General features: G+C 39.1%; 23 protein-coding genes, 3 tRNA genes and 1 pseudogene. 13 read left to right on the plus strand and 14 right to left on the minus strand.

What is annotated here, in order from left to right; all coding sequences use genetic code 11:
- Nucleotides 1-2: 2 nt before the first annotated feature.
- Genes OLM56_RS08125 through OLM56_RS08135 form a run of 3 tightly spaced genes read left to right on the plus strand, consistent with a single transcriptional unit; the run spans nucleotide 3 to nucleotide 3,343 of the window.
- Nucleotides 3-1,049: a DUF5074 domain-containing protein gene (locus tag OLM56_RS08125; protein WP_264528942.1), complete on the plus strand. Its 1,047-nt coding sequence runs from the start codon at nucleotides 3-5 to the stop codon at nucleotides 1,047-1,049.
- Between the two features lie 26 nt (nucleotides 1,050-1,075).
- A complete protein-coding gene (locus tag OLM56_RS08130; RefSeq protein WP_264528943.1) occupies nucleotides 1,076-2,371 on the plus strand; it encodes a T9SS type A sorting domain-containing protein in 1,296 nt (431 codons plus the stop codon).
- Nucleotides 2,372-3,343, plus strand: coding sequence for a T9SS type A sorting domain-containing protein (locus OLM56_RS08135; RefSeq protein ID WP_264528944.1), 972 nt, complete (start codon nucleotides 2,372-2,374; stop codon nucleotides 3,341-3,343).
- 67 nt (nucleotides 3,344-3,410) lie between these two features.
- Here OLM56_RS08135 and OLM56_RS08140 read toward each other — a convergent pair whose 3' ends face one another.
- Nucleotides 3,411-4,865, minus strand: a complete 1,455-nt coding sequence (locus tag OLM56_RS08140) for a S41 family peptidase (protein ID WP_264528945.1) — start codon at nucleotides 4,863-4,865, stop codon at nucleotides 3,411-3,413.
- Between the two features lie 135 nt (nucleotides 4,866-5,000).
- Here OLM56_RS08140 and OLM56_RS08145 point away from each other — a divergent pair, with 135 nt between their 5' ends.
- Genes OLM56_RS08145 through OLM56_RS08165 form a run of 5 tightly spaced genes read left to right on the plus strand, consistent with a single transcriptional unit; the run spans nucleotide 5,001 to nucleotide 7,551 of the window.
- Entirely contained in the window at nucleotides 5,001-5,510 is a 510-nt protein-coding gene (locus OLM56_RS08145; protein ID WP_121377528.1) for an RNA polymerase sigma factor, read from the plus strand.
- Complete coding sequence (locus tag OLM56_RS08150; protein WP_121377527.1) at nucleotides 5,497-5,949, plus strand: hypothetical protein; 453 nt, start codon at nucleotides 5,497-5,499, stop codon at nucleotides 5,947-5,949. The genes OLM56_RS08145 and OLM56_RS08150 overlap by 14 nt, the downstream gene beginning before the upstream one ends.
- Nucleotides 5,950-5,954: 5 nt before the next feature.
- Nucleotides 5,955-6,434, plus strand: a complete 480-nt coding sequence (locus OLM56_RS08155) for a DUF4252 domain-containing protein (RefSeq protein WP_182494551.1) — start codon at nucleotides 5,955-5,957, stop codon at nucleotides 6,432-6,434.
- A gap of 33 nt (nucleotides 6,435-6,467) precedes the next feature.
- Nucleotides 6,468-7,010: a DUF4252 domain-containing protein gene (locus OLM56_RS08160; protein ID WP_121377525.1), complete on the plus strand. Its 543-nt coding sequence runs from the start codon at nucleotides 6,468-6,470 to the stop codon at nucleotides 7,008-7,010.
- Between the two features lie 7 nt (nucleotides 7,011-7,017).
- The gene (locus OLM56_RS08165) at nucleotides 7,018-7,551 is read left to right on the plus strand and encodes a DUF4252 domain-containing protein (protein ID WP_264528946.1); all 534 of its coding nucleotides are present in this window, start codon (nucleotides 7,018-7,020) and stop codon (nucleotides 7,549-7,551) included.
- Nucleotides 7,552-7,603: 52 nt separating this feature from the next.
- Here OLM56_RS08165 and OLM56_RS08170 read toward each other — a convergent pair whose 3' ends face one another.
- From OLM56_RS08170 to OLM56_RS08185, 4 genes are read right to left on the minus strand one after another with little or no spacing between them, the layout of a single operon-like run.
- Nucleotides 7,604-8,062, minus strand: a complete 459-nt coding sequence (locus OLM56_RS08170; protein WP_264528947.1) for a sterol desaturase family protein — start codon at nucleotides 8,060-8,062, stop codon at nucleotides 7,604-7,606.
- An 11-nt stretch (nucleotides 8,063-8,073) separates the two neighbouring features.
- Nucleotides 8,074-8,913 carry a phytoene/squalene synthase family protein gene (locus OLM56_RS08175; RefSeq protein WP_121377522.1) on the minus strand — a complete coding sequence of 280 codons (840 nt, stop codon included), beginning with the start codon at nucleotides 8,911-8,913 and terminating at the stop codon, nucleotides 8,074-8,076.
- Between the two features lie 21 nt (nucleotides 8,914-8,934).
- A complete protein-coding gene (locus OLM56_RS08180; protein ID WP_264528948.1) occupies nucleotides 8,935-10,398 on the minus strand; it encodes a phytoene desaturase family protein in 1,464 nt (487 codons plus the stop codon).
- 54 nt (nucleotides 10,399-10,452) lie between these two features.
- Nucleotides 10,453-11,352: a MerR family transcriptional regulator gene (locus OLM56_RS08185; RefSeq protein ID WP_264528949.1), complete on the minus strand. Its 900-nt coding sequence runs from the start codon at nucleotides 11,350-11,352 to the stop codon at nucleotides 10,453-10,455.
- Between the two features lie 203 nt (nucleotides 11,353-11,555).
- On the opposite strand from OLM56_RS08185, the pseudogene OLM56_RS08190 reads away from it, so the two are divergent.
- The 3 genes and pseudogenes from OLM56_RS08190 to OLM56_RS08200 all read left to right on the plus strand — a co-directional run.
- Nucleotides 11,556-11,708: pseudogene (locus tag OLM56_RS08190) on the plus strand (AsnC family transcriptional regulator); the annotation flags it as partial.
- Nucleotides 11,709-11,855: 147 nt separating this feature from the next.
- Entirely contained in the window at nucleotides 11,856-12,134 is a 279-nt protein-coding gene (locus OLM56_RS08195; RefSeq protein WP_245982631.1) for an ArsR/SmtB family transcription factor, read from the plus strand.
- A gap of 64 nt (nucleotides 12,135-12,198) precedes the next feature.
- Nucleotides 12,199-13,404, plus strand: a complete 1,206-nt coding sequence (locus OLM56_RS08200) for an MFS transporter (RefSeq protein WP_264528950.1) — start codon at nucleotides 12,199-12,201, stop codon at nucleotides 13,402-13,404.
- Nucleotides 13,405-13,462: 58 nt separating this feature from the next.
- Here the strand turns inward: OLM56_RS08200 and OLM56_RS08205 are convergent, their stop codons facing one another.
- From OLM56_RS08205 to OLM56_RS08225, 5 genes are all read right to left on the minus strand, one after another.
- Complete coding sequence (locus OLM56_RS08205) at nucleotides 13,463-13,867, minus strand: hypothetical protein (protein ID WP_264528951.1); 405 nt, start codon at nucleotides 13,865-13,867, stop codon at nucleotides 13,463-13,465.
- A gap of 77 nt (nucleotides 13,868-13,944) precedes the next feature.
- Nucleotides 13,945-14,910, minus strand: coding sequence for a DUF4421 domain-containing protein (locus OLM56_RS08210; protein ID WP_264528952.1), 966 nt, complete (start codon nucleotides 14,908-14,910; stop codon nucleotides 13,945-13,947).
- Between the two features lie 191 nt (nucleotides 14,911-15,101).
- A tRNA-Leu gene (locus OLM56_RS08215) sits at nucleotides 15,102-15,184 on the minus strand.
- 39 nt (nucleotides 15,185-15,223) lie between these two features.
- Nucleotides 15,224-15,296, minus strand: a tRNA-Lys gene (locus OLM56_RS08220).
- A gap of 30 nt (nucleotides 15,297-15,326) precedes the next feature.
- Nucleotides 15,327-15,399: transfer RNA gene (locus OLM56_RS08225), tRNA-Lys, on the minus strand.
- Nucleotides 15,400-15,525: 126 nt separating this feature from the next.
- Here OLM56_RS08225 and OLM56_RS08230 point away from each other — a divergent pair.
- Nucleotides 15,526-16,044, plus strand: a complete 519-nt coding sequence (locus OLM56_RS08230) for a shikimate kinase (RefSeq protein WP_264528953.1) — start codon at nucleotides 15,526-15,528, stop codon at nucleotides 16,042-16,044.
- Here OLM56_RS08230 and OLM56_RS08235 read toward each other — a convergent pair.
- Together OLM56_RS08235 and OLM56_RS08240 are read right to left on the minus strand one after the other, a co-directional pair.
- Nucleotides 16,036-16,533 carry a phosphoribosyltransferase family protein gene (locus tag OLM56_RS08235; RefSeq protein WP_121377514.1) on the minus strand — a complete coding sequence of 166 codons (498 nt, stop codon included), beginning with the start codon at nucleotides 16,531-16,533 and terminating at the stop codon, nucleotides 16,036-16,038. The two genes, OLM56_RS08230 and OLM56_RS08235, sit on opposite strands and share 9 nt — an antisense overlap.
- An 86-nt stretch (nucleotides 16,534-16,619) precedes the next feature.
- The gene (locus OLM56_RS08240) at nucleotides 16,620-17,006 is read right to left on the minus strand and encodes an RNA-binding S4 domain-containing protein (protein ID WP_121377513.1); all 387 of its coding nucleotides are present in this window, start codon (nucleotides 17,004-17,006) and stop codon (nucleotides 16,620-16,622) included.
- Between the two features lie 78 nt (nucleotides 17,007-17,084).
- On the opposite strand from OLM56_RS08240, the gene OLM56_RS08245 reads away from it, so the two are divergent.
- Nucleotides 17,085-18,047: an FKBP-type peptidyl-prolyl cis-trans isomerase gene (locus OLM56_RS08245; protein WP_264528954.1), complete on the plus strand. Its 963-nt coding sequence runs from the start codon at nucleotides 17,085-17,087 to the stop codon at nucleotides 18,045-18,047.
- 61 nt (nucleotides 18,048-18,108) lie between these two features.
- Here OLM56_RS08245 and OLM56_RS08250 read toward each other — a convergent pair whose 3' ends face one another.
- Entirely contained in the window at nucleotides 18,109-19,062 is a 954-nt protein-coding gene (locus OLM56_RS08250; RefSeq protein WP_121377568.1) for a transketolase family protein, read from the minus strand.
- A gap of 70 nt (nucleotides 19,063-19,132) precedes the next feature.
- Nucleotides 19,133-19,984: a transketolase gene (locus tag OLM56_RS08255; protein WP_182494563.1), complete on the minus strand. Its 852-nt coding sequence runs from the start codon at nucleotides 19,982-19,984 to the stop codon at nucleotides 19,133-19,135.
- Between the last annotated feature and the right edge of the window lie 84 nt (nucleotides 19,985-20,068).

A 20,068-nucleotide genomic window follows, 5' to 3' on the forward strand; every position in this document is an offset into this window, starting at 1 on the left:
ATATGAAAAAGTTCAATAGAATTTTTGTAATGCTGTTCGCAAGCTCGCTTTTCTTGGCTTCCTGTAGCAGTGATGATAATTCGTCAAATGAGTCGCTCGGCGATTATGATGATGGAGTTTTTGTATTGAACGAAGGAAATTCTACCATTACCACAAGCTCTGTCACTTTTATCAGCAATTCAGGTGCCGTAGAACAGGACGTTTTTAGAAATGTCAATCCAGAAGCCGCAGAAATGGGCACCTTGCTCCAGTCTATGTTTTTTGATGATACAAGAGCTTTTATCATTTCGGGTTTAGCCAATAAGATTACAGTAGTAGACCGTTATACGTTTAAGTTTATCGCAACTATCAGCACTGATTTTAGGAGTCCAAGATATGGCGTAGTGGTGAATGGCAAAGCTTATGTGACCAATTACGATAATTATGAAGTAGGTTCCGATGATTTCCTTACCGTAATTGATCTTTCAAACTATACGACAAGCCGAGTGGCGATGAACAATTGGTCGGAAAAAATCATAGAAGAAAACGGCAAGATCTACATTATGAACGGCTACTTCGGCAGCGGTACCTCTGTAACTGTTTTTAATCCAGCTACAAATAGTATCGAAACAACAATTCCATTAGGATTTAGCCCTAACGCATTTGAAGAAGAAAACGGAACCTTATATGTTCTGGGTTCTGAAAAGCTGGCAAAAATCAACCTCTCTACCAATACGGTCGTAGGCACGCCGATTACGGTAGCAGCAGCGACTTCGGCTGGAGCAAGAAACCTGAATGTCGAAGACAATAAAATTTACTATACGGTCGATACGGCTGTTTTTACGATGGCAGCCAATGCAGCAGCAGCGCCTACGGTTCCATTGCTCACGTATGAATCGCAATCACTATACGGCAGAATGTATGGTTTTGCGGTAAACGATGGCAAAATTTACATTGCTGATGGCGGAGATTTTTCTTCAGACAGCCAAATTTACATCTATTCAACAACAGGTACTTTATTAAATCCTGTTGCAGTAGGAGTAGGTCCAAACGGTTTTTATTTTAACTAACAATTCAATTTATTTAATCCAATCTCATGAAACAACTTTACGGCTTTCTTGTAGTAAGCTTATTATCTCTTTCCAGCCTGCCTGCTGTAGGCCAAACCTTTAATGACGGCGCATTTATTCTTAATGAAGGAGGCGCAGGCTCTAATAACGCTTCGGTTTCTTTTCTTTCAAATACAGGAAACCTGCAGAACAATATTTATGCAACCGTAAATCCTACTTCTGGAGCTCTGGGCGATACTGCGCAAAGCATCAACGTTAATGGCGACTACGCTTATATCGTGGTAAATATTTCCAATACCATCAAAATCGTCAATAAAGAAACGTTCCAATATGTGGCCACTATCAGCACAGGACTTAACAATCCTAGATATATTGCTTTTAGCAACGGGAAAGGATACGTGACCAATTGGGGAAGCGGAGGAAGCGCGACCGATGATTATGTGGCCGTAATCAACCTTTCTAACAATACGATTGAAGCCAATATTGCTTTGCCTGAAGGCGTGGAGAGAATCTTAGAAATCAACGGAAAGCTGTATGTGGCGCACCAAGGAGGTTATGGTTATGGCAATACCGTTTCTGTAATCAATCCGACAACCAATACATTAGAGCAAACGATCCAAGTGGGAGACGTGCCTAATTCGATGGTAGAAAAAGACGGCATCTTATATGTTCTTTGCGGCGGAAAGCCTAGCTGGGCCGGAACTGAAACTTACGGTGCTTTAGTCAAGATCAATACGACAACAAATACGGTGATAGGGCAGGTGGATTTTCCGCAAGAACATCCTTCAAACTTGAAAATAGACGGTACTGATATGTATTATGGTATCGATGCCGATGTTTTTAAAGCAACGACAACGTCAAACATAGTGCCTACAACGCCTTTCTTTACACTGCCTCCACAGAACCTATACGGCATCTACGGCATGGAAATCATCAACAACAAGATTTATGTAGGCGATGCGGTCAATTATGTAGCAGACGGTAAGGTATATGTGCATTCTACAACAGATGGCGCCTTGCTAAACACCTATACGGTCGGCAAATTGCCAAACGCTTTCCTTAAAGCTGTGGATAGCAATTTGGGAACAGGAGAGCACACCAAACTCGATATTGCGCTTTATCCGAATCCAGCTACAGATCAATTTTACATCAACACCGACCACCCTGCTACAATAAAAATGTATGACATGTCTGGAAGATTGGTTAAAAATCAAGCATATGCCGTTTCTGGAGTTGCTATTTCAGAATTAAATCCGGGAATGTATGTCGTAGAAATTACGATCGATAACGTAAGAAGCGTCCAAAAAATAATAAAAAGATAAATGAAACGATTCCTGTCTTTTGCTTTCCTGATATCGGTGGCAGCCAATGGCCAATCGTATGCTCCTGCGGCCGGCATCGCCGGATCAACCGCCATGGAGCCGAGCAGTCCGCTTTTTGTGGCCTGGGCAACAGGCGCTACGGTAGAAAGAGGCTATGTGAATAAGGCAAACCCGAGTCTTGTTGTAGCTGGAAGTAACAGAGCTTCTGTAGGCGTTCCAGAAAATGCGATAGGGCCTGCAACGGGAAGCATCGTAAGCTTGGGAGACGAAGGCAGCGCCATCTTGACATTTGAACTGCCGATCATTAACGGACCAGGATTTGACTTTGCTGTTTTTGAAAACAGCGGCCCCGCATTCTTGGAACTCGGTTTTGTAGAAGTAAGTTCCGACGGGATTCATTTTTTCAGGTTTCCAGCCCATAGCGAAACGCAGACAACCACGCAGATCGGCAGCTTTGGAACCCCTTCGGCACCTTATCTCAACAACCTTGCTGGGAAATACGGAAGCAAAGGCGTGCCTTTTGATTTGAGTGATATTCCGAACAGCCCGTTGTTGGACAAGAACACTATTACCCACGTAAAGATTATTGATGTCGTAGGGTCTATCGATCCTTTGTATGCGACCTACGATAGCTTTGGTAATGTCGTGAACGATTCTTTTCCGACGCCTTTTAATTCGGGAGGATTTGATCTCGATGGGGTAGGTGTTATCAACCAAGCGACTTTGGGAGTACAGAATCCTTCAAGGAAAGACCTTCGCTTGTATCCGAATCCGGCTTCTGAAAAATTCTATATTGGCAATCTGCAAGAAGCAGCTTTGATAACAATCTATGATATTTCGGGAAGGATGGTGTTTCAAAAAAACATACAAACTCAGGAAGGTATACCGGTTTCAGAATTGAACAAAGGCGTTTACATTGTCGAAATAATACACGGAACCAAAAAGAGTAACGAACGATTGATCGTTAACTGATCGATTATAATTGCATACTAAAAAGGCTTCCAAACGGAAGCCTTTTTATTTGGTATAAATGATGAATTTAGAATTTAAAGAAGTCTGTGATTCCATCCGGAACTTTGTCGATATACATTTCAGTACCGAAGCGCTGCATCGACTTCCTGTCTTTAAAGTGTTCGTAGACTTTATCCGGATGCTGCATGGTTCTTCTGCCAACACCTGTAATTTGAGCAATAGCTGTACTCAAAAGAGGTTCTGTCGCATCGCCAAGCACTCCTAAGTTTCCAAGATTTTCAACGAATGGAGTTGTTGGAGTCAGTCCGTTTTGGTAATCGCCGAATCCAGTCGAGTTTACAATCTTAAAGCAGATTGGCTGCATGGCATATTTATGGCGATTAGTACGTCCTTGTTTTCCAAAGGATGGCGAATCATATAAGGTAACCGAACCGACATTTTTTCCAGTCGTTACATCGCCGATTTGTACAACCTCGATGTGCGGCTTCAGTCCGTTGATAACCAATTCGCTCGCCGAAGCCGTGCTTTTAGAAGTCAGCACATATACTTTAGTAAGATTCAAGCTGTTGATCGGGCTGTTTCCGATACTGTTTGAGAATCGGTTGATCAACTGCTCTGGGTCATTATCGGCAAAGTAATCTTCGATTTTGGCATTCCATTGCTGTTTTGCAAAAACCTGTCCGTTAAATTGTCCCGTAATCATGCTGGCAAGATAGGCCGCAGACTTGACAGCACCTCCAGAATTATAGCGTAAGTCCAAAACCAAATCGGTTACGCCTTCCGTCCTGAACTGCCCGAATGCAGCATTCAGGTTCGTGTCGTATTCCCCATAAAAACCATTATATAATAGGTAGCCTATTTTATGCGTGTCATAGGTAAGGACTTTATTGATCAAGATCGGATTTTCTGCAATGGTAGTCTTTGTCAAGGCCACCGAACGCGAATTTGGCGTGATGTTTCCGCCGTCATAATCCGCCAGATTTAAAGTGTAGGTCTGATCGGCAAGCAAATCTCTATAATTAGAAACGGTCAGCGGAGTTCCGTTCACGGCGTAGAAGATATCGCCGCGGTGAATGTCTTTAGAAGCCGCATCGGAGTTTGGAATGATATAACGTACCCAGCCGAAAACTTCGTTAGAGCCTTCTGATTTTCTTAATAATTGGTAATCGACTCCGTTGTTGGATGTATTTCCGGTCAAGACGCCTTCTAAAACGGTATAATCACTAAAAATGACGCTGAATCGGTCTGTAGTTGGATAATTGTTCAATAAGCCGTAGAACAAATCTTCTGGCGATTCGTGATTATAAAGAAAAGCATTCAATTCGCCTTGATTGGCAAATCGGCTATCTGACAAATCCGGTACATCTGCTTGCCAGTAATAATATAAATTTAATCCTTTCCAGATAAAATCGTTAATTTTTAATTCGGTTGGAACTTCGATGTCGTCAAGGTCATCTTGACAGGCAAAAAAGGTAGAAAACCCAATGAATAAAAGGATTGCAAGGCTGAATTTCTTTTTCATAAATACGGTATCTTATAGAGGTCGTAATTTTTATTAACGTAAATTTAGAGGTTTTAGTCTTATTTTCAATTTTTATTGTAACAAAAAATAAAGTGCTTCGTCTTGATTATATAACCGACCAATTAAAACGTCACAATGAACCAAGTTGAGTTTGTAAATCTTATAGCTCCTTTTAAGGATAAAGTCTTTAGGCTGGCAAAGCGATTGCTCGTTAGCACAGAAGAAGCTGAAGATGCGACACAAGAAGTTTTGGTCAAGCTTTGGGATAAGAAACAGGGATTGGACAAATACAACAGCGTTGAAGCCTTTGCCATGACAATTACAAAAAATTATTGCTTAGACCAATTGAAATCAAAAAGAGCCGGAAACCTGCAGATCGTGCATAATAATTTTACAGACCGGCAGCCCTTGATGCAGCAACAGCTTGAAGATTCAGACAGCTTAACCTGGGTCGAAAAGATTATCAACGAGTTGCCCGAACAGCAAAGGATGATCGTTCAGTTTCGGGATATTGAACAATATGAATTTGAAGAAATTGCCAAAATGATGGATATGAATGAAACCGCAGTGCGAGTTGCGCTTTCAAGAGCAAGGAAGACGATTAGAGAATTTATGACAAAAACACACAGTTATGGAATTGGATAGAAAAGAAAACAGAATAGAATTATTATTAGAAAAATACTTTGAGGGAGAAACCTCTATTGCCGAGGAAAATGAATTAAAACTTTATTTTTCGTCTGCAGATGTTGCGCAGCATCTGGAACAGTATAAGGCAATGTTTGGCTATTTCTCTTCAGCGAAAGAGCAAAAGTTTGAGCAAAAGATTCCACTAAAATCTAAGACACAAAAAGTGGCGTGGCTTTCTATTGCAGCATCTGTTGTGATTTTGCTGGGAATGTTTACATTCTACAATCGAAGCATCAATCAAAGTGAAGATTTAGGTACCTATAATGATCCTGAAAAGGCATTTGAGGAAACCCAAAAAGCACTGAACCTGTTGTCAAAGAACGTGAATGTAGGCGTTGAAAGCATGCAATACGTTAAAGAGTACCAAGATTCAAAAGATTTAATATTTAAAAATTAGAAAAAATGACAAAATTTATAGTTACCCTAGCTTTAGCCTTAGTTCCAGCCTTATTTTTTGGACAATCAGCATTTGATAAATTCGACGGTCAAGATGACATTACATCTGTAGTAGTGAATAAAAAAGCATTCGAGATGCTTGGAGAAATCAAGACCGACGTGAAAGAAAAAGAAGTGGCAAAATACATGAAGATGGCTGACAAGATTGATAATTTCAAAATGTTCTCGACTTCAAGCATCAAAAAAGCGGCAGAAATGAAAACAGCTTTTGATGCTTACAGAAAAAAAGAATCTCTGGAAGAATTAGTACGAGTGAATGACAAAGGAAAGAATGTGCAGATTTATATGAAATCAGGCAATTCATCCTCTAAAGTAAAAGAATTGCTTATGTTTATAGAAGGCGGCGATAGGAAAGGTGATGAAACTGTCTTAATTTCGCTGACTGGAGATATCGACTTGAGCAACTTAGACGGTCTGTCTAAATAAAAAGTGCATACAAAATAAGTAAATACAACTAAAATGAAGAAGTTTTTAATAACAGTAGTCCTAGCATTAATGCCGTCCGTGTTTTTTGCGCAGTCAGCTTTCGATAAGTATGATGGGCTCGATGAAGTGACAGCAGTTATCGTAAACAAAAAAATGTTTGAAATGATGGGAAGTGTCAAGTCCAACGACAAAGAGGCGCAGCAATACATGAGCCTTGTCAAAAAGCTTGATAATTTGAGGGTCTTCGTGACATCGAGCCCGAAAATAACTTCTGATATGAAACTGACTTCAAGCAAGTATCTTAAATCTGCTGCGCTGGAAGAGCTCATGAGAGTGAACGACGGTGGCAAAAACATCAGGATTTATGTCAAATCAGGCGGAAGCGCGACCAAAGTTAAGGAGCTGCTGATGTTTATCGAAGGCGGAGGCAAAGACGAAACTGTTTTGATGTCCTTGAAAGGAGATTTCGACCTTAATGATGTTTCGGCATTGACAGACAATCTTCCTGGCGGAGATGCCCTAAAAAAAGGATTAAAAGGTTCTAAAGGACCAAAAGGATCGAAAGGTCCAAAATAATCAGACTATGAAAAGATTTTCACTACTTGCAGTTTTATGCCTCCTGTTGGCAAGCTGCAACTCAGAGCCAACATTGCAGCAATATTTTGTAGAGAATACCGAATCGAAAGACTTTATTGCTCTTGATCTTACGACAGATATACTAAAGTTGAATAAAGCAAAAGTAACTTCTGAAGAAAATGCGGCGCTTGAGACTTTGAAAAAGATGAACATTTTGGCTTTCAAGGCGGATGAAAAGAATCCGGCTAAATTTGAGACTGAACGTACCAAAATCAAAGGCATCTTGAAAAACGAAAAGTACCAGGAACTGATTAAAGTCAATTCTGGGAAAGAAGGCGGTGCTGTTTATTTTGTCGGCAAAGACGATGCGATTGACGAGTTTGTGCTTTTTGCAAATAAAAATGACGCTGGCTTTGCGGTAGTGAGGGTTCTTGGAGATAATATGACACCGACGTCTATCATGACAATGCTTTCTGTTCTAAAGAAAGCAGATCTGGATATCGAGCAGCTAAAGCCATTGCAAAAGATGGTACCCAATTAAATTAGGTTAGTAGTTAGTTAATGAAAAAAGCGATCAAAATCTGGTCGCTTTTTTATTTTTTACGAAACTCTTGCTTGAAATATTTAAAGGGAACTATGAGCATGCCAAAACATTCTCCTTCTTCTTTGCCGATATGTTTGTGGTGCATTTTGTGCGCCCTTCTCACGGCTCTTGCATAGCTGTTGTTGGCATTCCTGAACAGCTTGAACCTTTGGTGGATAAAAATATCATGTACCAAGAAATAAGCACACCCATACGCAAAAATGCCCAATCCGATAGCCAATCCGATTTCTAGGATGTTATTTTGCCAAAGCAGAAAAAAGATGATGCTGATTACCGCATAGATGATAAAAAAAGCATCATTCCGTTCAAACCAAGAATCATGATCTTTTTTGTGATGGTCGGCATGGAGATTCCAAAGAAAGCCGTGCATAATGTATTTATGGCTGAACCATGCCATGAATTCCATGAAGCAGAAAGTAAGGATGAAAACGAATACATGAATCCACATAACTAAATCTTTTATATGATATTCAACTTATAACTGAAATAGCATTTGGCGAAAAGGCCAATTTTTTCATAATCTGGAACACGAATCCGCGCATTTTTTATCTCAGCCGACGGTGTTTTCTTTAGCTTCTGCAATAGCTTTTTGTAATAGACGTAGGCCGTATATACTCCGAGTTTTGCTTCTAAAGGCAATTTTGTGATTCCTTCATAGCCGGATTTGAAATCATTTTCGATATCAGCGATAATTTGGTTTTTTGAAGCTTCATCAAGCCTGTTGAGGTTTGTATTCGGGAAATAGGTACGGCTCAGATTCTCAAAATCAGCTTTCAAGTCTCTCAGAAAATTAACTTTTTGAAATGCAGAACCTAATTTCATAGCGCTCTGTTTTAGTTCTTCGTATTTGGCCGTGTCACCTTTTACAAAAACCTTCAGGCACATCAATCCCACGACATCAGCAGAACCGTAAATGTATTCCTCGTATTCTTGAACGGTTTTGTATTCTGTCTTTACCAGATCCAATTTCATGCTTTCCAAAAAAGCTTTAATTAAGTCTAGGGGAATATCGTATTTTTTTACGGTATGCTGAAAGGAATTCAGCACCGGATTCAGGCTGATACCGTCTGCTAAGGCTCGAAAAAGATCTTTTTCGAATAAATCAAACAGCGTATTCTTGTCGTACTCATGGAAGCTGTCTACGATTTCATCGGCAAAACGCACGAAGCCATAAATATTGTAGATGTCCTGACGGATTGTAGGCGAAAGCATCTTTACGGCCGTAGCAAAAGAAGTACTGTAGGACTTGGTTACGTTCCTGCTGCATTCAAAAGAAATGATGTCAAAAATAGCTTTCATGAGTGGTAGTGGTTTGCAATTTTATACTGTATTCTTATCAATCAATTCAGAAACTAATTTCCCCGAAATCAATGCAGGAGGAACTCCTGGGCCTGGAACGGTAAGCTGTCCGGTAAAATATAGGTTCTTTACTTTTCGGCTTTTTAGTTTTGGGCGTAAAAATGCGGTCTGAAAAAGCGTATTCGCCAATCCGTAAGCATTTCCTTTATACGAATTATAGTCCTTTATAAAATCATTGACACAAAAGGATTCCTTAAATATAACACTATTTCTGACATTTTGTTCCGTCAATTTTTCAAAACGGTCCATGATTTTCTCGAAATAAGTTGCTCTCAATTCTTCGCTATCTTCAATTCCTGGCGCTAACGGAATCAAAAATATTCCTGCTTCTTTTCCTAAAGGCGCTGCTTCCATATCGGTTTTTGATGGAAAGCTTGCGTAAAACAACGGTTCATCTGGCCATTTCGGATTATCATATATTGCCTCGGCATGCCTGTCAAAATCTACATCGAAAAACAGCGTATGGTGTTCAACGTTTTCTATTTTCTTATCAAAACCTAGATAAAATAGGAGCGAAGAAGGAGCAAAAGTCTTTTTAGCCCAATAGTCTTCTGTATAGGCTCGGTCTTTTTCATCTAGCAACGTTTCGGTATGATGGTAATCAGCACCGCTTAAGATGATATCTGCTGCTATTCTCTCTCCATTGATAATCAGTCCTTGGGCTTTTCCTTTTTCAACGATAATCTTTTCAATCGTACAGTTCGTATTTATTTCGACATCGAGTTCTTCAGCCAACTTTTTCATGGCCAAGATCACCGAATACATTCCGTTTTTCGGATGCCAAGTTCCCAAACCGAAATCGGCAAAATTCATAAAGCTGTAGAAAGAAGGCGTATCCGACGGCTTGGCTCCTAAAAACAATACCGGAAATTCCAGTATCTGGATCAGCTTTTTGTTTTTGAACCGCTTCCGAATATCTTTCGAGATGTTTCCAAAGAACTGTCCTATTTTTTTTGCGGTTTCGGGCGTAATCAATTCTAAGGGCGAAACTCCTGGGCGATACACGAGATCTTTTATGGCGATATCATAATTGCTTTGGGCTTCTGCCATAAAGCTTCTCAATTGTTTTGCGCTTCCTTTTTCAATCGTTTCAAACGTGGCAGCTATTTCGTCGAGATTGTCTGCTATGGTCACAAAATCCTTAATTCCGAAATAAACGCGATACGCCGGCGACAGCTTTGTAAGCTCATAATAATCGGATGGTTTTTTACCGAAATCAGCAAAGAACCGCTCAAAAACATCAGGCATCCAATACCACGTAGGGCCTATATCAAATGTGAAGCCTTCTTTTTTTAATTGCCTTGCTCGTCCGCCGATAGTCGCATTCTTTTCATAAATGGTAACCGTATGGCCCTGTTTTGCCAAATAGCAAGAAGCTGCTAAGGCAGAAAAACCAGAACCGATAATCTTGATATCTTTATGCATATTGTTTAACAAATATATAAAATTGATAAACAAAATTGTGGCTTTAAGAAATAATTATAGTTTGTTTAAGACTTCCTGCATACTAAAGTATACGGATATTTGGGAGGTGAGGTTTTGTGCAGGAATATGCTTGGCCAGTTTTCCTAAAATCCATAGTTCGGATTTCTTATCGGTTAAAATTTCTTCCTGTATTGTTTTTATATAGCTGGCCGTTTCATCAACTTCGGGAAAGACCGTCCAATAGCTAACAAAAACGGTAGTGTCAAAAAGATTGGTCAGGTCTTTTAAATTTTCGATTGGAATTGACTGTCCGAGGTAAATGGTCTTGTATCCATGGAAAAGGATTTCATAATTGAGATAGATCAGCCCAAGCTCGTGGATTTCATTTTGCGGAAGGTACAATATAAAGACCTTGTCTTTTTTGGCGGGTTCTAAAATCTGAAGCTGCTCGATACTGCTCAACAGTTTCTGCCGAATAAGGTAGGATATAAAATGTTCATGTGAAGGCGTAATCGTTCCAGTTTGCCAAAGAATTCCAATCTCATTCATCAACGGAATAAAGATTTCAGTGAAGACTTCACGGAATGATTTTTCGGAAAGCAGCTTGTTATACGTCGTAAAAAATAAAGTCTGGTCAAAATTCATCATTGCCATTTTAAAAGCATTGATTGCATGGTTTTTTGCGCTTTTGTCAGAAACAATTTCTTGTACCAGCTGCGGAATTTTTTCAGGCGGGAATTTAGATATTTTAGAAATCTTATACCCGTGGCTGTGCAATAACGTAATATTGAGCAGCTTCTGAAGGTTTTCAACATCATACAAACGAATGTTTGTAGTAGTCCTCATCGGTTCAAGAATGTTATATCTTTTCTCCCAAATCCTTATGGTATGGGCTTTAATGCCTGATAAATTCTCCAAGTCTTTGATGCTGAAAACACTTTTAATGCTGTTCATTGTTTTTGATGGTTTGTTAAACAAAAATAATAAAAAAACGCAACCTAAAGAGTAGATTGCGTTTTTATAATCTTCAGCAAAGTAGTTTATCTGTTGCTGCTAACAGCATTCGTGATGTTTGGATTCGCGTCAATTTCTTCTTGCGGAATCTTAAGCTCGAATCTCTTGTCGTCGGCAGTCCTATGCGACCCCACAGCCATTCTTATGATTTCTTAATAAAAACTTTTATTGGATACATGGAAGATTATCAAAACTTCGCTGTTCATAAAATCTCCAAGCTTGAAATTATTTCAAATATAAAGAGTGCTTTTGTGATTAGGAGCATAAAGGAAAGTTCGGTAATCAACTGCTTGCAAATAAAGAGAAAGAGCTTCAATATAGAAATTGCTGATATTGAAATCAGATTTATCCATATAAATATTTATATGTTTCTATATGTTTATGTACTTTTGTCCTGTTCTTTTTATCACAAGACTTATACTTGTGATTGCATAAATTAGTATATGATGGATAACAAAAAAATAGAGAAGATATCTAAAGCCTTGAGCGATACAAGCCGGATTGCTATTTTACAGCAAGTAAAGAAAAAGCATGAAGGCCTTTATTGCGCTGAGGTTAACGATTTGCTGGATCTCACGCAGCCTTCTGTTTCCCATCACCTAAAACAATTGGTTGAAGCGGACCTTCTTATCCCTGAAAAAGAAGGACGAAACCTCAAATATTCGCTGAACCAAAAAGTACTTGACGATTATATCGCATGTCTTAGTAGTCTTAAAGGGTAGGATTATCCTAAAATTAATGATTTTTTTACTTTATATTAATAGAAACATTTAAATATTTGAATTAATGAATAAATCGATTTATATAATGGCTCTGGGAGCCTTCGGGATAATTACTACTGAATTTGGCGTGATTGGAATCTTGCCTACGCTGGCGAAAGAATTTCAAGTTTCTATTGATACTGCCGGCTGGCTTTTGAGTGCTTTTGCATTGACAGTAGCCGTAGCCGGTCCTTTTACAACAATGCTGACAGCGAAGATAAACCGCAAAACAATTATGTGCGCTGTTTTGGCGATATTCGTAATTTCTAACTTGCTCTCTGCCATTTCCCCTAATTTTACGATGCTGATGATTGCCCGTATCGTGCCTGCTTTCTTGCATCCTGTTTTTTGGGCCGTATCCATGTCGGCCGCCGCAAAACAAGCAGGACCTAAAGATGCACCAAAAGCAATTTCGGTTGTTATGGCAGGACTTAGTGTAGCGACTGTATTAGGTGTGCCAATAACAACTTATATGGCTGATTTGTTTGATTGGAGAGCTTCCTTTATTTTAGCTGGAATCATTAATCTCGTTGCTTTTGCTGCCTTGGCGCTTTTTGTGCCATCCATGCCAATAGAAGAAAAGCCATCTGCAGAAAACCAAGTAAAAGTATTAGACAAGCCACAAGTTTGGTTCAAGCTTTTCACGTCGCTGATTATAGTAGCAGGAATGTTTGCAACGTATGGTTACTTGGCAGAATATATGAACAAGATTTCGCATATGAACGGTACTGAAATCAGCATCATGCTCTTGGTTTTTGGAGTTACGGGTATAGTAGGGAATTGGCTTATGGGAATCGCGCTCAGCAAAAACGTAGCGCTGACAAACCGATTGTTTTTGCTTTCTTTGATAGCTATCCATTTACTAGCCTACCAGTTTGGCGGCGCTTTTGTTCCAATGGTTATTATTATTTCTGTGTGGGGTTTCATACACACGGGCGGCTTTTTGTCGGCTAATATCCATATCATAGACGGCGTTCCTCAACAAGCACTCGAAAGCGTAAACAGTTTGATGCCTTCTTTTTTTAATGCGGGTATTACATTAGGAACTTTACTAGGCGGTTTTATCATCGCACGATATGGCATCCATGAAGTTATCTGGCTAAGCGTGCCATTGCTTTTATTGGCATTCGGATTTACTTTTATTACGCTAGATAAGAAACAAAAAACCATCGAAATAGAAGAAACAGAAGAACTAAAACCAGAGCCTGTTCAAGCAGTTTCTTGTGAATAATGTTCTAAACTAGATATAAAAAAAAGGCCTCAAACGAGGCCTTTTTTTTGTTATTTTATTATTGCTTTTCAAAAGTAGATTCGGTGCCATCGGCGGCAATGACTCCGTCGAATAAAATGAATTTATTCCCAGATAAAAGCATATATAGCTTTTCTTTGTTGTTGAGTTTAATGCTGTAGTTGGCCTTGCGGTTATTTACAGGTACATCGTTTTCAGGCGTAACGGTAAAACTGCCACTGAGTACTTTTTTGCCATCGCTGTATTTTTCGAAATTCTGTCCGTCAAATTTGAAAGAGTTACCATTGCCGGGCTTAAAATTTGGGTCTACTCCTGGAACTTGTATTCCTGCTACATGCCTGAGTTCCCATGTTCCGTCTAATTCAGGTCCTGTTGCTTTTTTTTCGCAGCTTATGATCGTAAAAAGTACCATCATGCTTAAAGTTAATCTAAAAATGTTTTTCATAGAATTTTTATAAATGTTAGCAATCCACCAAATTAAGCAAAATAGTGTCAGCTTTTACATAGAGAATGGGAGTTAGATTATTGTTGATCGGAAATCTTTTCAGGCTTTTTCTTGCCGAAGAAATCAAACGAATCCAGCCTCAAGATATACGATAACTTAAAATTCCCCGAGTATAAGCCTACATTCGAATTTTTGTTATCCGAGAAAGCAGAAAATATGGCATTGCTGACGTAGGACAGTCCGATAGACCAATTTTCTTTATTATATCCTACAGCTATACGCGGAAATAGCGTTGGATAGGCTTCTATTTTCCGCTTGCCGAAAGTATTTAGTCTTTCGGATCCTACGTTGATTCCAACGGTAGTAGAAGCACTGGCAAACCATTTATTGTTGATTGCCCATAAATAGGCGTAGCCGCCGCTTACACCAAACTGGAAATTCCGTAATGAATTTTTTTCTTTGTGGATGAAGGAGCTGTCCGACTCAATTTTTGTAAAATAAACGCCACCACCAATCAGAAAGCTTCCAGCCGATTTTAATTGTTTTTCACTTTGGTTAAAAGCGGCTTTATAGGAGAATTTTTTGTTATTAAAAACATACTGTCCGTGTGCCCCATATTGCTGGATTTTCAGGTCAGGGTAGAGCTCGATGTTGTTGCCATCATCATCTGCAGTATAAAATCCTCGGTATTTTTGAATAAAGACATCAATGATAAACTTTTTTCCGTAGTTATGAATTTGAAGATCAAATGCCTTGGTTTTTCCTTTATCTTTTTCTCTCATAAAATTGAAACCTTGGCCGTAGCTTACATTGACAATGGTGTTGTTCAAGGAAAACCCTAATCCGATATTGGGCGGATTATTCGGCATGAATCTTTTAGATTCTTCGGTGCCCGTCTGCTGTTCCATAGAAAGGAAATTCTTTGCGAGATAAGTCCTTACCGAAAATTTATGCTCGTAAGGCTTGATATAAGTGCTGTCGCGCTGTCCGCTACATAAGCAAGGTGTCATAAAAACCAAGAAAAGAAGAAAATTCAGCTTCATGTAGTAGTAAACGGAGATTTGTTGCCTTGATTATTTATTGTGAGAAAAAATCTTCATAAATGTAAGAAATGCTGCTTTGTTGGAGCGGAATGTAGCGTACTATTTTAGCATTAAATGAAAAGTAGAATGCTATCCAAATTGGCAGCATAAAAAAAAGGACAAACCAGAAGAATTCTGATTTGTCCCATATGTGACCACGGTGGGATTTGAACCCACACGCCCTTACGAGCACCACCCCCTCAAGATGGCAAGTCTACCGTTTCTCCACGTGGCCTAAAACAAAAAAAGCCAAACACTGCTGTTCGACTTTTTGTGACCCGACTGGGGCTCGAACCCAGGACCCCATCATTAAAAGTGATGTGCTCTACCGACTGAGCTATCGAGTCATTACATTCAAGAAATCTAAAGTCATTTTGTGACCCGACTGGGGCTCGAACCCAGGACCCCATCATTAAAAGTGATGTGCTCTACCGACTGAGCTATCGAGTCATTTAATTTCTTGAATGCGGGTGCAAATATAAGGCCTTATTATTTATTTTTCAAAGCAAATTTGTTTTAAATTTGTCTTTTTTTAATAATCTTTCATAATGCCTTAATTTATAAGGATTTATTTCGATGACAAAAATTATTTTATTGGGTTATATGGGTTCTGGAAAGTCAACAATTGCCAATTTGCTGTCTGAAAAAACTCAAATCAGTGTTTACGATTTAGACAAAATCATCGAAGAAAGGGTTGGAATGTCTGTAAAAAATATATTCGACCAGAAAGGAGAAATCTATTTTCGAAAGCTGGAGCACCAAATATTTAAAGAATTAATCTCTTCTGATGAACAGATGATATTGAGCTTAGGCGGCGGAACTCCCTGTTATGCCAATAACCACGAAATGCTTAATGGAAGCAATATAATTTCTTTTTACCTAAAAGCTTCGATTGAGACGCTTTTTAGCAGGTTGCTTTCCATTAAAGATAATCGTCCGCTTATAGCAGAGCAGGAAAAAGAAGAAATGAAGGAGTATATTGCCAAGCATCTTTTTGACCGAAGCTATTACTACAATCAAGCGACGCATGTCGTGGTTGTCGATAATCAATCTCCTGAAGAGGCTGTTTCAGCTATTTCAAAGATTTTAGCTTAAGTAAGCATAATCTTCTGTATCTTCAAAAACAACCTGAACGTGCTCTTGTAAGGAAGTAGATAGCGAAATTCCCTTGAAATCGGCTTTCACGGGATATTTTTTATGGTTTCGGTCTACAAGTACGGCGGTTTTGAATTTTTTCAAAGGAACGTCCAAAAAATGCTTTACGCCATAGGCCAATGTAGTTCCAGAGTTAAGCACATCGTCAACAAGAACAAGCCCTTTATTTTCGTACTGCTTTTTTTCTAAAGAAGTGGTGATTTCGTTATGAGGATTTTGTTTGTCGATATAGACTTCGCATAGCGATACTTTTAGATCGGCTATTTGGTTGACTTTCTGAGCAATCTTTTCGGCAAAAATGTAGCCGTTTTTAGCAATTCCGGCAATAACAATTTCTTCTTCATCCACAAAAGTTTCGTATATCTGATAAGCGATTCTTAGGATTTTGTGTTCTATTTCTTGATTGTTAAGAATTATATTTTTGCTCATTTTGATTTATTTTTTCCAAAGATAAAAAACGGTTTGTTTCTTTAGGCGATTGAAGGTAGATTTATATATCATCTAAAGGTTAAATGCTATTCTGTTTCGTCTTCTTCGAAATCCAAGCTAAAGTCTTCCAAATCCCTGCGGTCTTTTTTAGTTGGCCTTCCTTCGCCATGTTTTCTATAATGTTCTTTAGATAGTTTTAAAAGCTCTAGATGCTGGAATGATTCGATTGGGGTTTCATCTTTTCTATACATATCAACCAGCTTTGCGCCAACACGGTTTTGGGGAATATCGAGCACGGTTATCGTGTGTGTGATCTGGTCTTTCCTGAAGGTAATCTTGTCTGTAGGAAATACCTCTTTAGAAGGTTTGGCGACCTGTCCGTTTACTGTAATGTGGTTCTTTTTGCAAGCCTCAGTTACCATATTGCGTGTCTTATAATATCGAATGCACCATAAGTATTTATCTACTCTCATACTAAAACTTAAAATCTAAGTTAATTTATTTACAAAAATAAATCAAAATTGTATCTTGCGCCTCTAAATTCAATAATAATGACCAGAATTAAGCTTTTTTTTATAGCTATAGTTTCAAGTACAGTACTTTTCTCTTGTAAAAAGGATGATGATTCCGCAAGCGTTGTCCCGCCTAGAGACAGAGCTACACAATATGCATCAGACATTGCGGATATAGAGAGTTACCTGAAAACGCATTACCTGACAGTTACTACAGATGCTAATAACAATCCGATTCCAGCCATTACCGCAATTCCAGAAGGAGGGTCACAAATTTCTATTTGGAATCAGACGGAGTATCCGTTGCAATTTAAAATGGTGAAAAACGATTTAAGAACTTACAGCACTGCCGATCCTATAGTAGGAAAGCTGATTGAAGATCCGGTTGAATATAAATTGTATTATATAAAAATAAGAGAGGGTGTTGGCCAGCCTGCACGATTGCTGGATTCTACATTGGTTACTTATAAAGGACATCTTTTAGATGGTACGCAATTTGATTATAGACCGAATCCGATTTGGCTTTCTCAAGAACGAGTGGTTTCTGGATGGAGAAACTTGATGACAGAATTTAAGACAGGAAATGCAATCGATGATCCTTCAAATCCTGGAGGTACTTTGTTGACAGATTATGGAGTAGGGCTTCTGTTTATTCCTTCTGGGCTAGGTTATTATAACAGCCCTCCATCGGGTTCTTCTGTTCAGGCATATTCGCCTCTAGTGTTTAATTTAAATCTGCATTCTGTAAAATATACGGATGCTGATGGCGACGGAATTTTGTCTTATCTAGAAGATTTGAACGGCAATGGTAATTATTACGATGATGATACAGATGGTGATGGTATACCTGACTTTTTAGATGTTGATGATGATGGCGACGGTACAAGGACAAGGACAGAAATAAAAGATAGTTTTGGTAATTTGTATCCGTTTGATCTGATACCAAATTGTGCGGGAACGACAGGAGGTTTAAAAAGATATTTAGATCCTAGCTGCGAATAAGATAAAAGTTAAATAAAAAAAATCCCGCTCATTGAGCGGGATTTTTTTATTATGAAAGAAATTATTTTCTTTTAATTACTCTTTCAGCAGCTTCAACAATCGCTTGATTGTTAAGCTTGTATTTCTGCATCAGTTGGTCCGGTGTTCCCGATTCGCCAAAGCTGTCATTCACTGCGACAAATTCTTGCGGTGCTGGATTGTTTAATGACAAAACTCTCGCTACGCTTTCGCCTAATCCGCCGAGCATGTTATGTTCTTCAGCAGTCACGATACATTTTGTTTTAGCGATTGATTTTAAGATAGCTTCTTCATCAAGAGGTTTGATCGTGTGGATGTTGATTACTTCTGCCGAAATTCCTTTAGCTTCTAATGCTTCAGCAGCAACCAATGCTTCCCAAACGAGGTGTCCGGTAGCGACAATTGTTACATCAGTTCCTTCGTTAAGCAATACTGCCTTTCCGATTTCGAAAGTTCCGTTTTCAGGAGTGAAATTTGGAACAGATGGACGGCCGAAACGTAGGTAGACTGGTCCGTGGTGTTCTGCAATTGCAATAGTAGCGGCTTTAGTCTGGTTGAAATCGCAAGTATTGATTACAGTCATGCCAGGCAGCATTTTCATCAGTCCGATATCTTCAAGGATTTGGTGTGTTGCACCGTCTTCCCCTAAAGTCAAGCCTGCGTGTGAAGCACAGATTTTTACATTTTTATCTGAATAAGCAACAGATTGACGGATTTGGTCATAAACTCTTCCTGTAGAAAAGTTAGCGAATGTTCCGGTAAAAGGAATTTTTCCGCCGATTGTCATTCCTGCTGCGATTCCAATCATGTTCGCTTCAGCAATACCTACTTGAAAGAAACGCTCTGGATGATTCTTTTTGAAATCGTCCATTTTCAAAGAACCGATCAAGTCGGCACAAAGCGCCACAACATTTTCGTTTTTTTGACCCAATTCGGTCAATCCCGCTCCAAAACCAGAACGAGTATCTTTATTTCCTGTATTTGTATATTTTTTCATTTTTGTCTTTTTGATATACGCAATAGCTGTGGCAATAAGCATAATGCTCGTCGCTTAAGCTTACTGCTTTTTAATAGTCGCTTTCGCCTTCACAATAATTTTGAGCCAAGGCAGTTGCCAGCTGTTCGTCATTTGGAGCTTTTCCGTGCCAAGCGTGGCTGTACATCATATAATCTACACCATTACCCATTTCGGTGTGAAGCAATACGCAAACTGGTTTTCCTTTTCCTGTTCTTGATTTTGCATCTGTCATTCCGGCAATTATTGCCTCGATATCATTCCCTTTTTCGATTTCTAGAACATCCCATCCAAAAGCTTCAAATTTCGCTCTGATGCTTCCCATGTTTAAGACCTCGTCGGTTGGTCCGTCAATTTGTTTTCCGTTTAAGTCAATTGTAGCAATGTAGTTGTCAACTTTATAAGCAGAAGCATACATCATAGCCTCCCAGTTTTGACCTTCTTGCAATTCGCCATCACCATGAAGACTGTAAACCAAATGTGAATCTTTATTTAGTTTTTTCGTCAACGCCGCTCCAATCGCAACAGACATTCCTTGTCCTAAAGACCCAGAAGCCATGCGGATTCCTGGCAGCCCTTCATGCGTAGTAGGGTGGCCTTGAAGGCGAGAGTTAATGTGGCGGAAAGTAGCCAATTCAGCTACAGGAAAATAACCGCTTCTAGCTAAAACGCTGTAGAAAACAGGTGAAATGTGGCCATTTGACAAAAAGAAAATGTCTTCGCCTTTCCCGTCCATGTCGAAACCTGGCTTGCGCTCCATTAAATTTTGATAAAGTGCTACGAGAAATTCAGTACATCCTAGCGAACCGCCCGGATGTCCAGAGTTTACAGCATGAACCATTCGAAGAATATCTCTTCGCACTTGAATAGTTAAGTTGTTTAATTGTTGTGTGTTAGGTTTCATTCTTATGTGATAAATTTAAACTGGCGCAAAGATAATCAGATATTTGGATTTTTTGAGGTTTGAATTTTCAGATTTTCAGAAAGT

Source organism: Flavobacterium sp. N2550 (assembly GCF_025947265.1).
In the GTDB taxonomy this organism is placed as follows: domain Bacteria; phylum Bacteroidota; class Bacteroidia; order Flavobacteriales; family Flavobacteriaceae; genus Flavobacterium; species Flavobacterium endophyticum.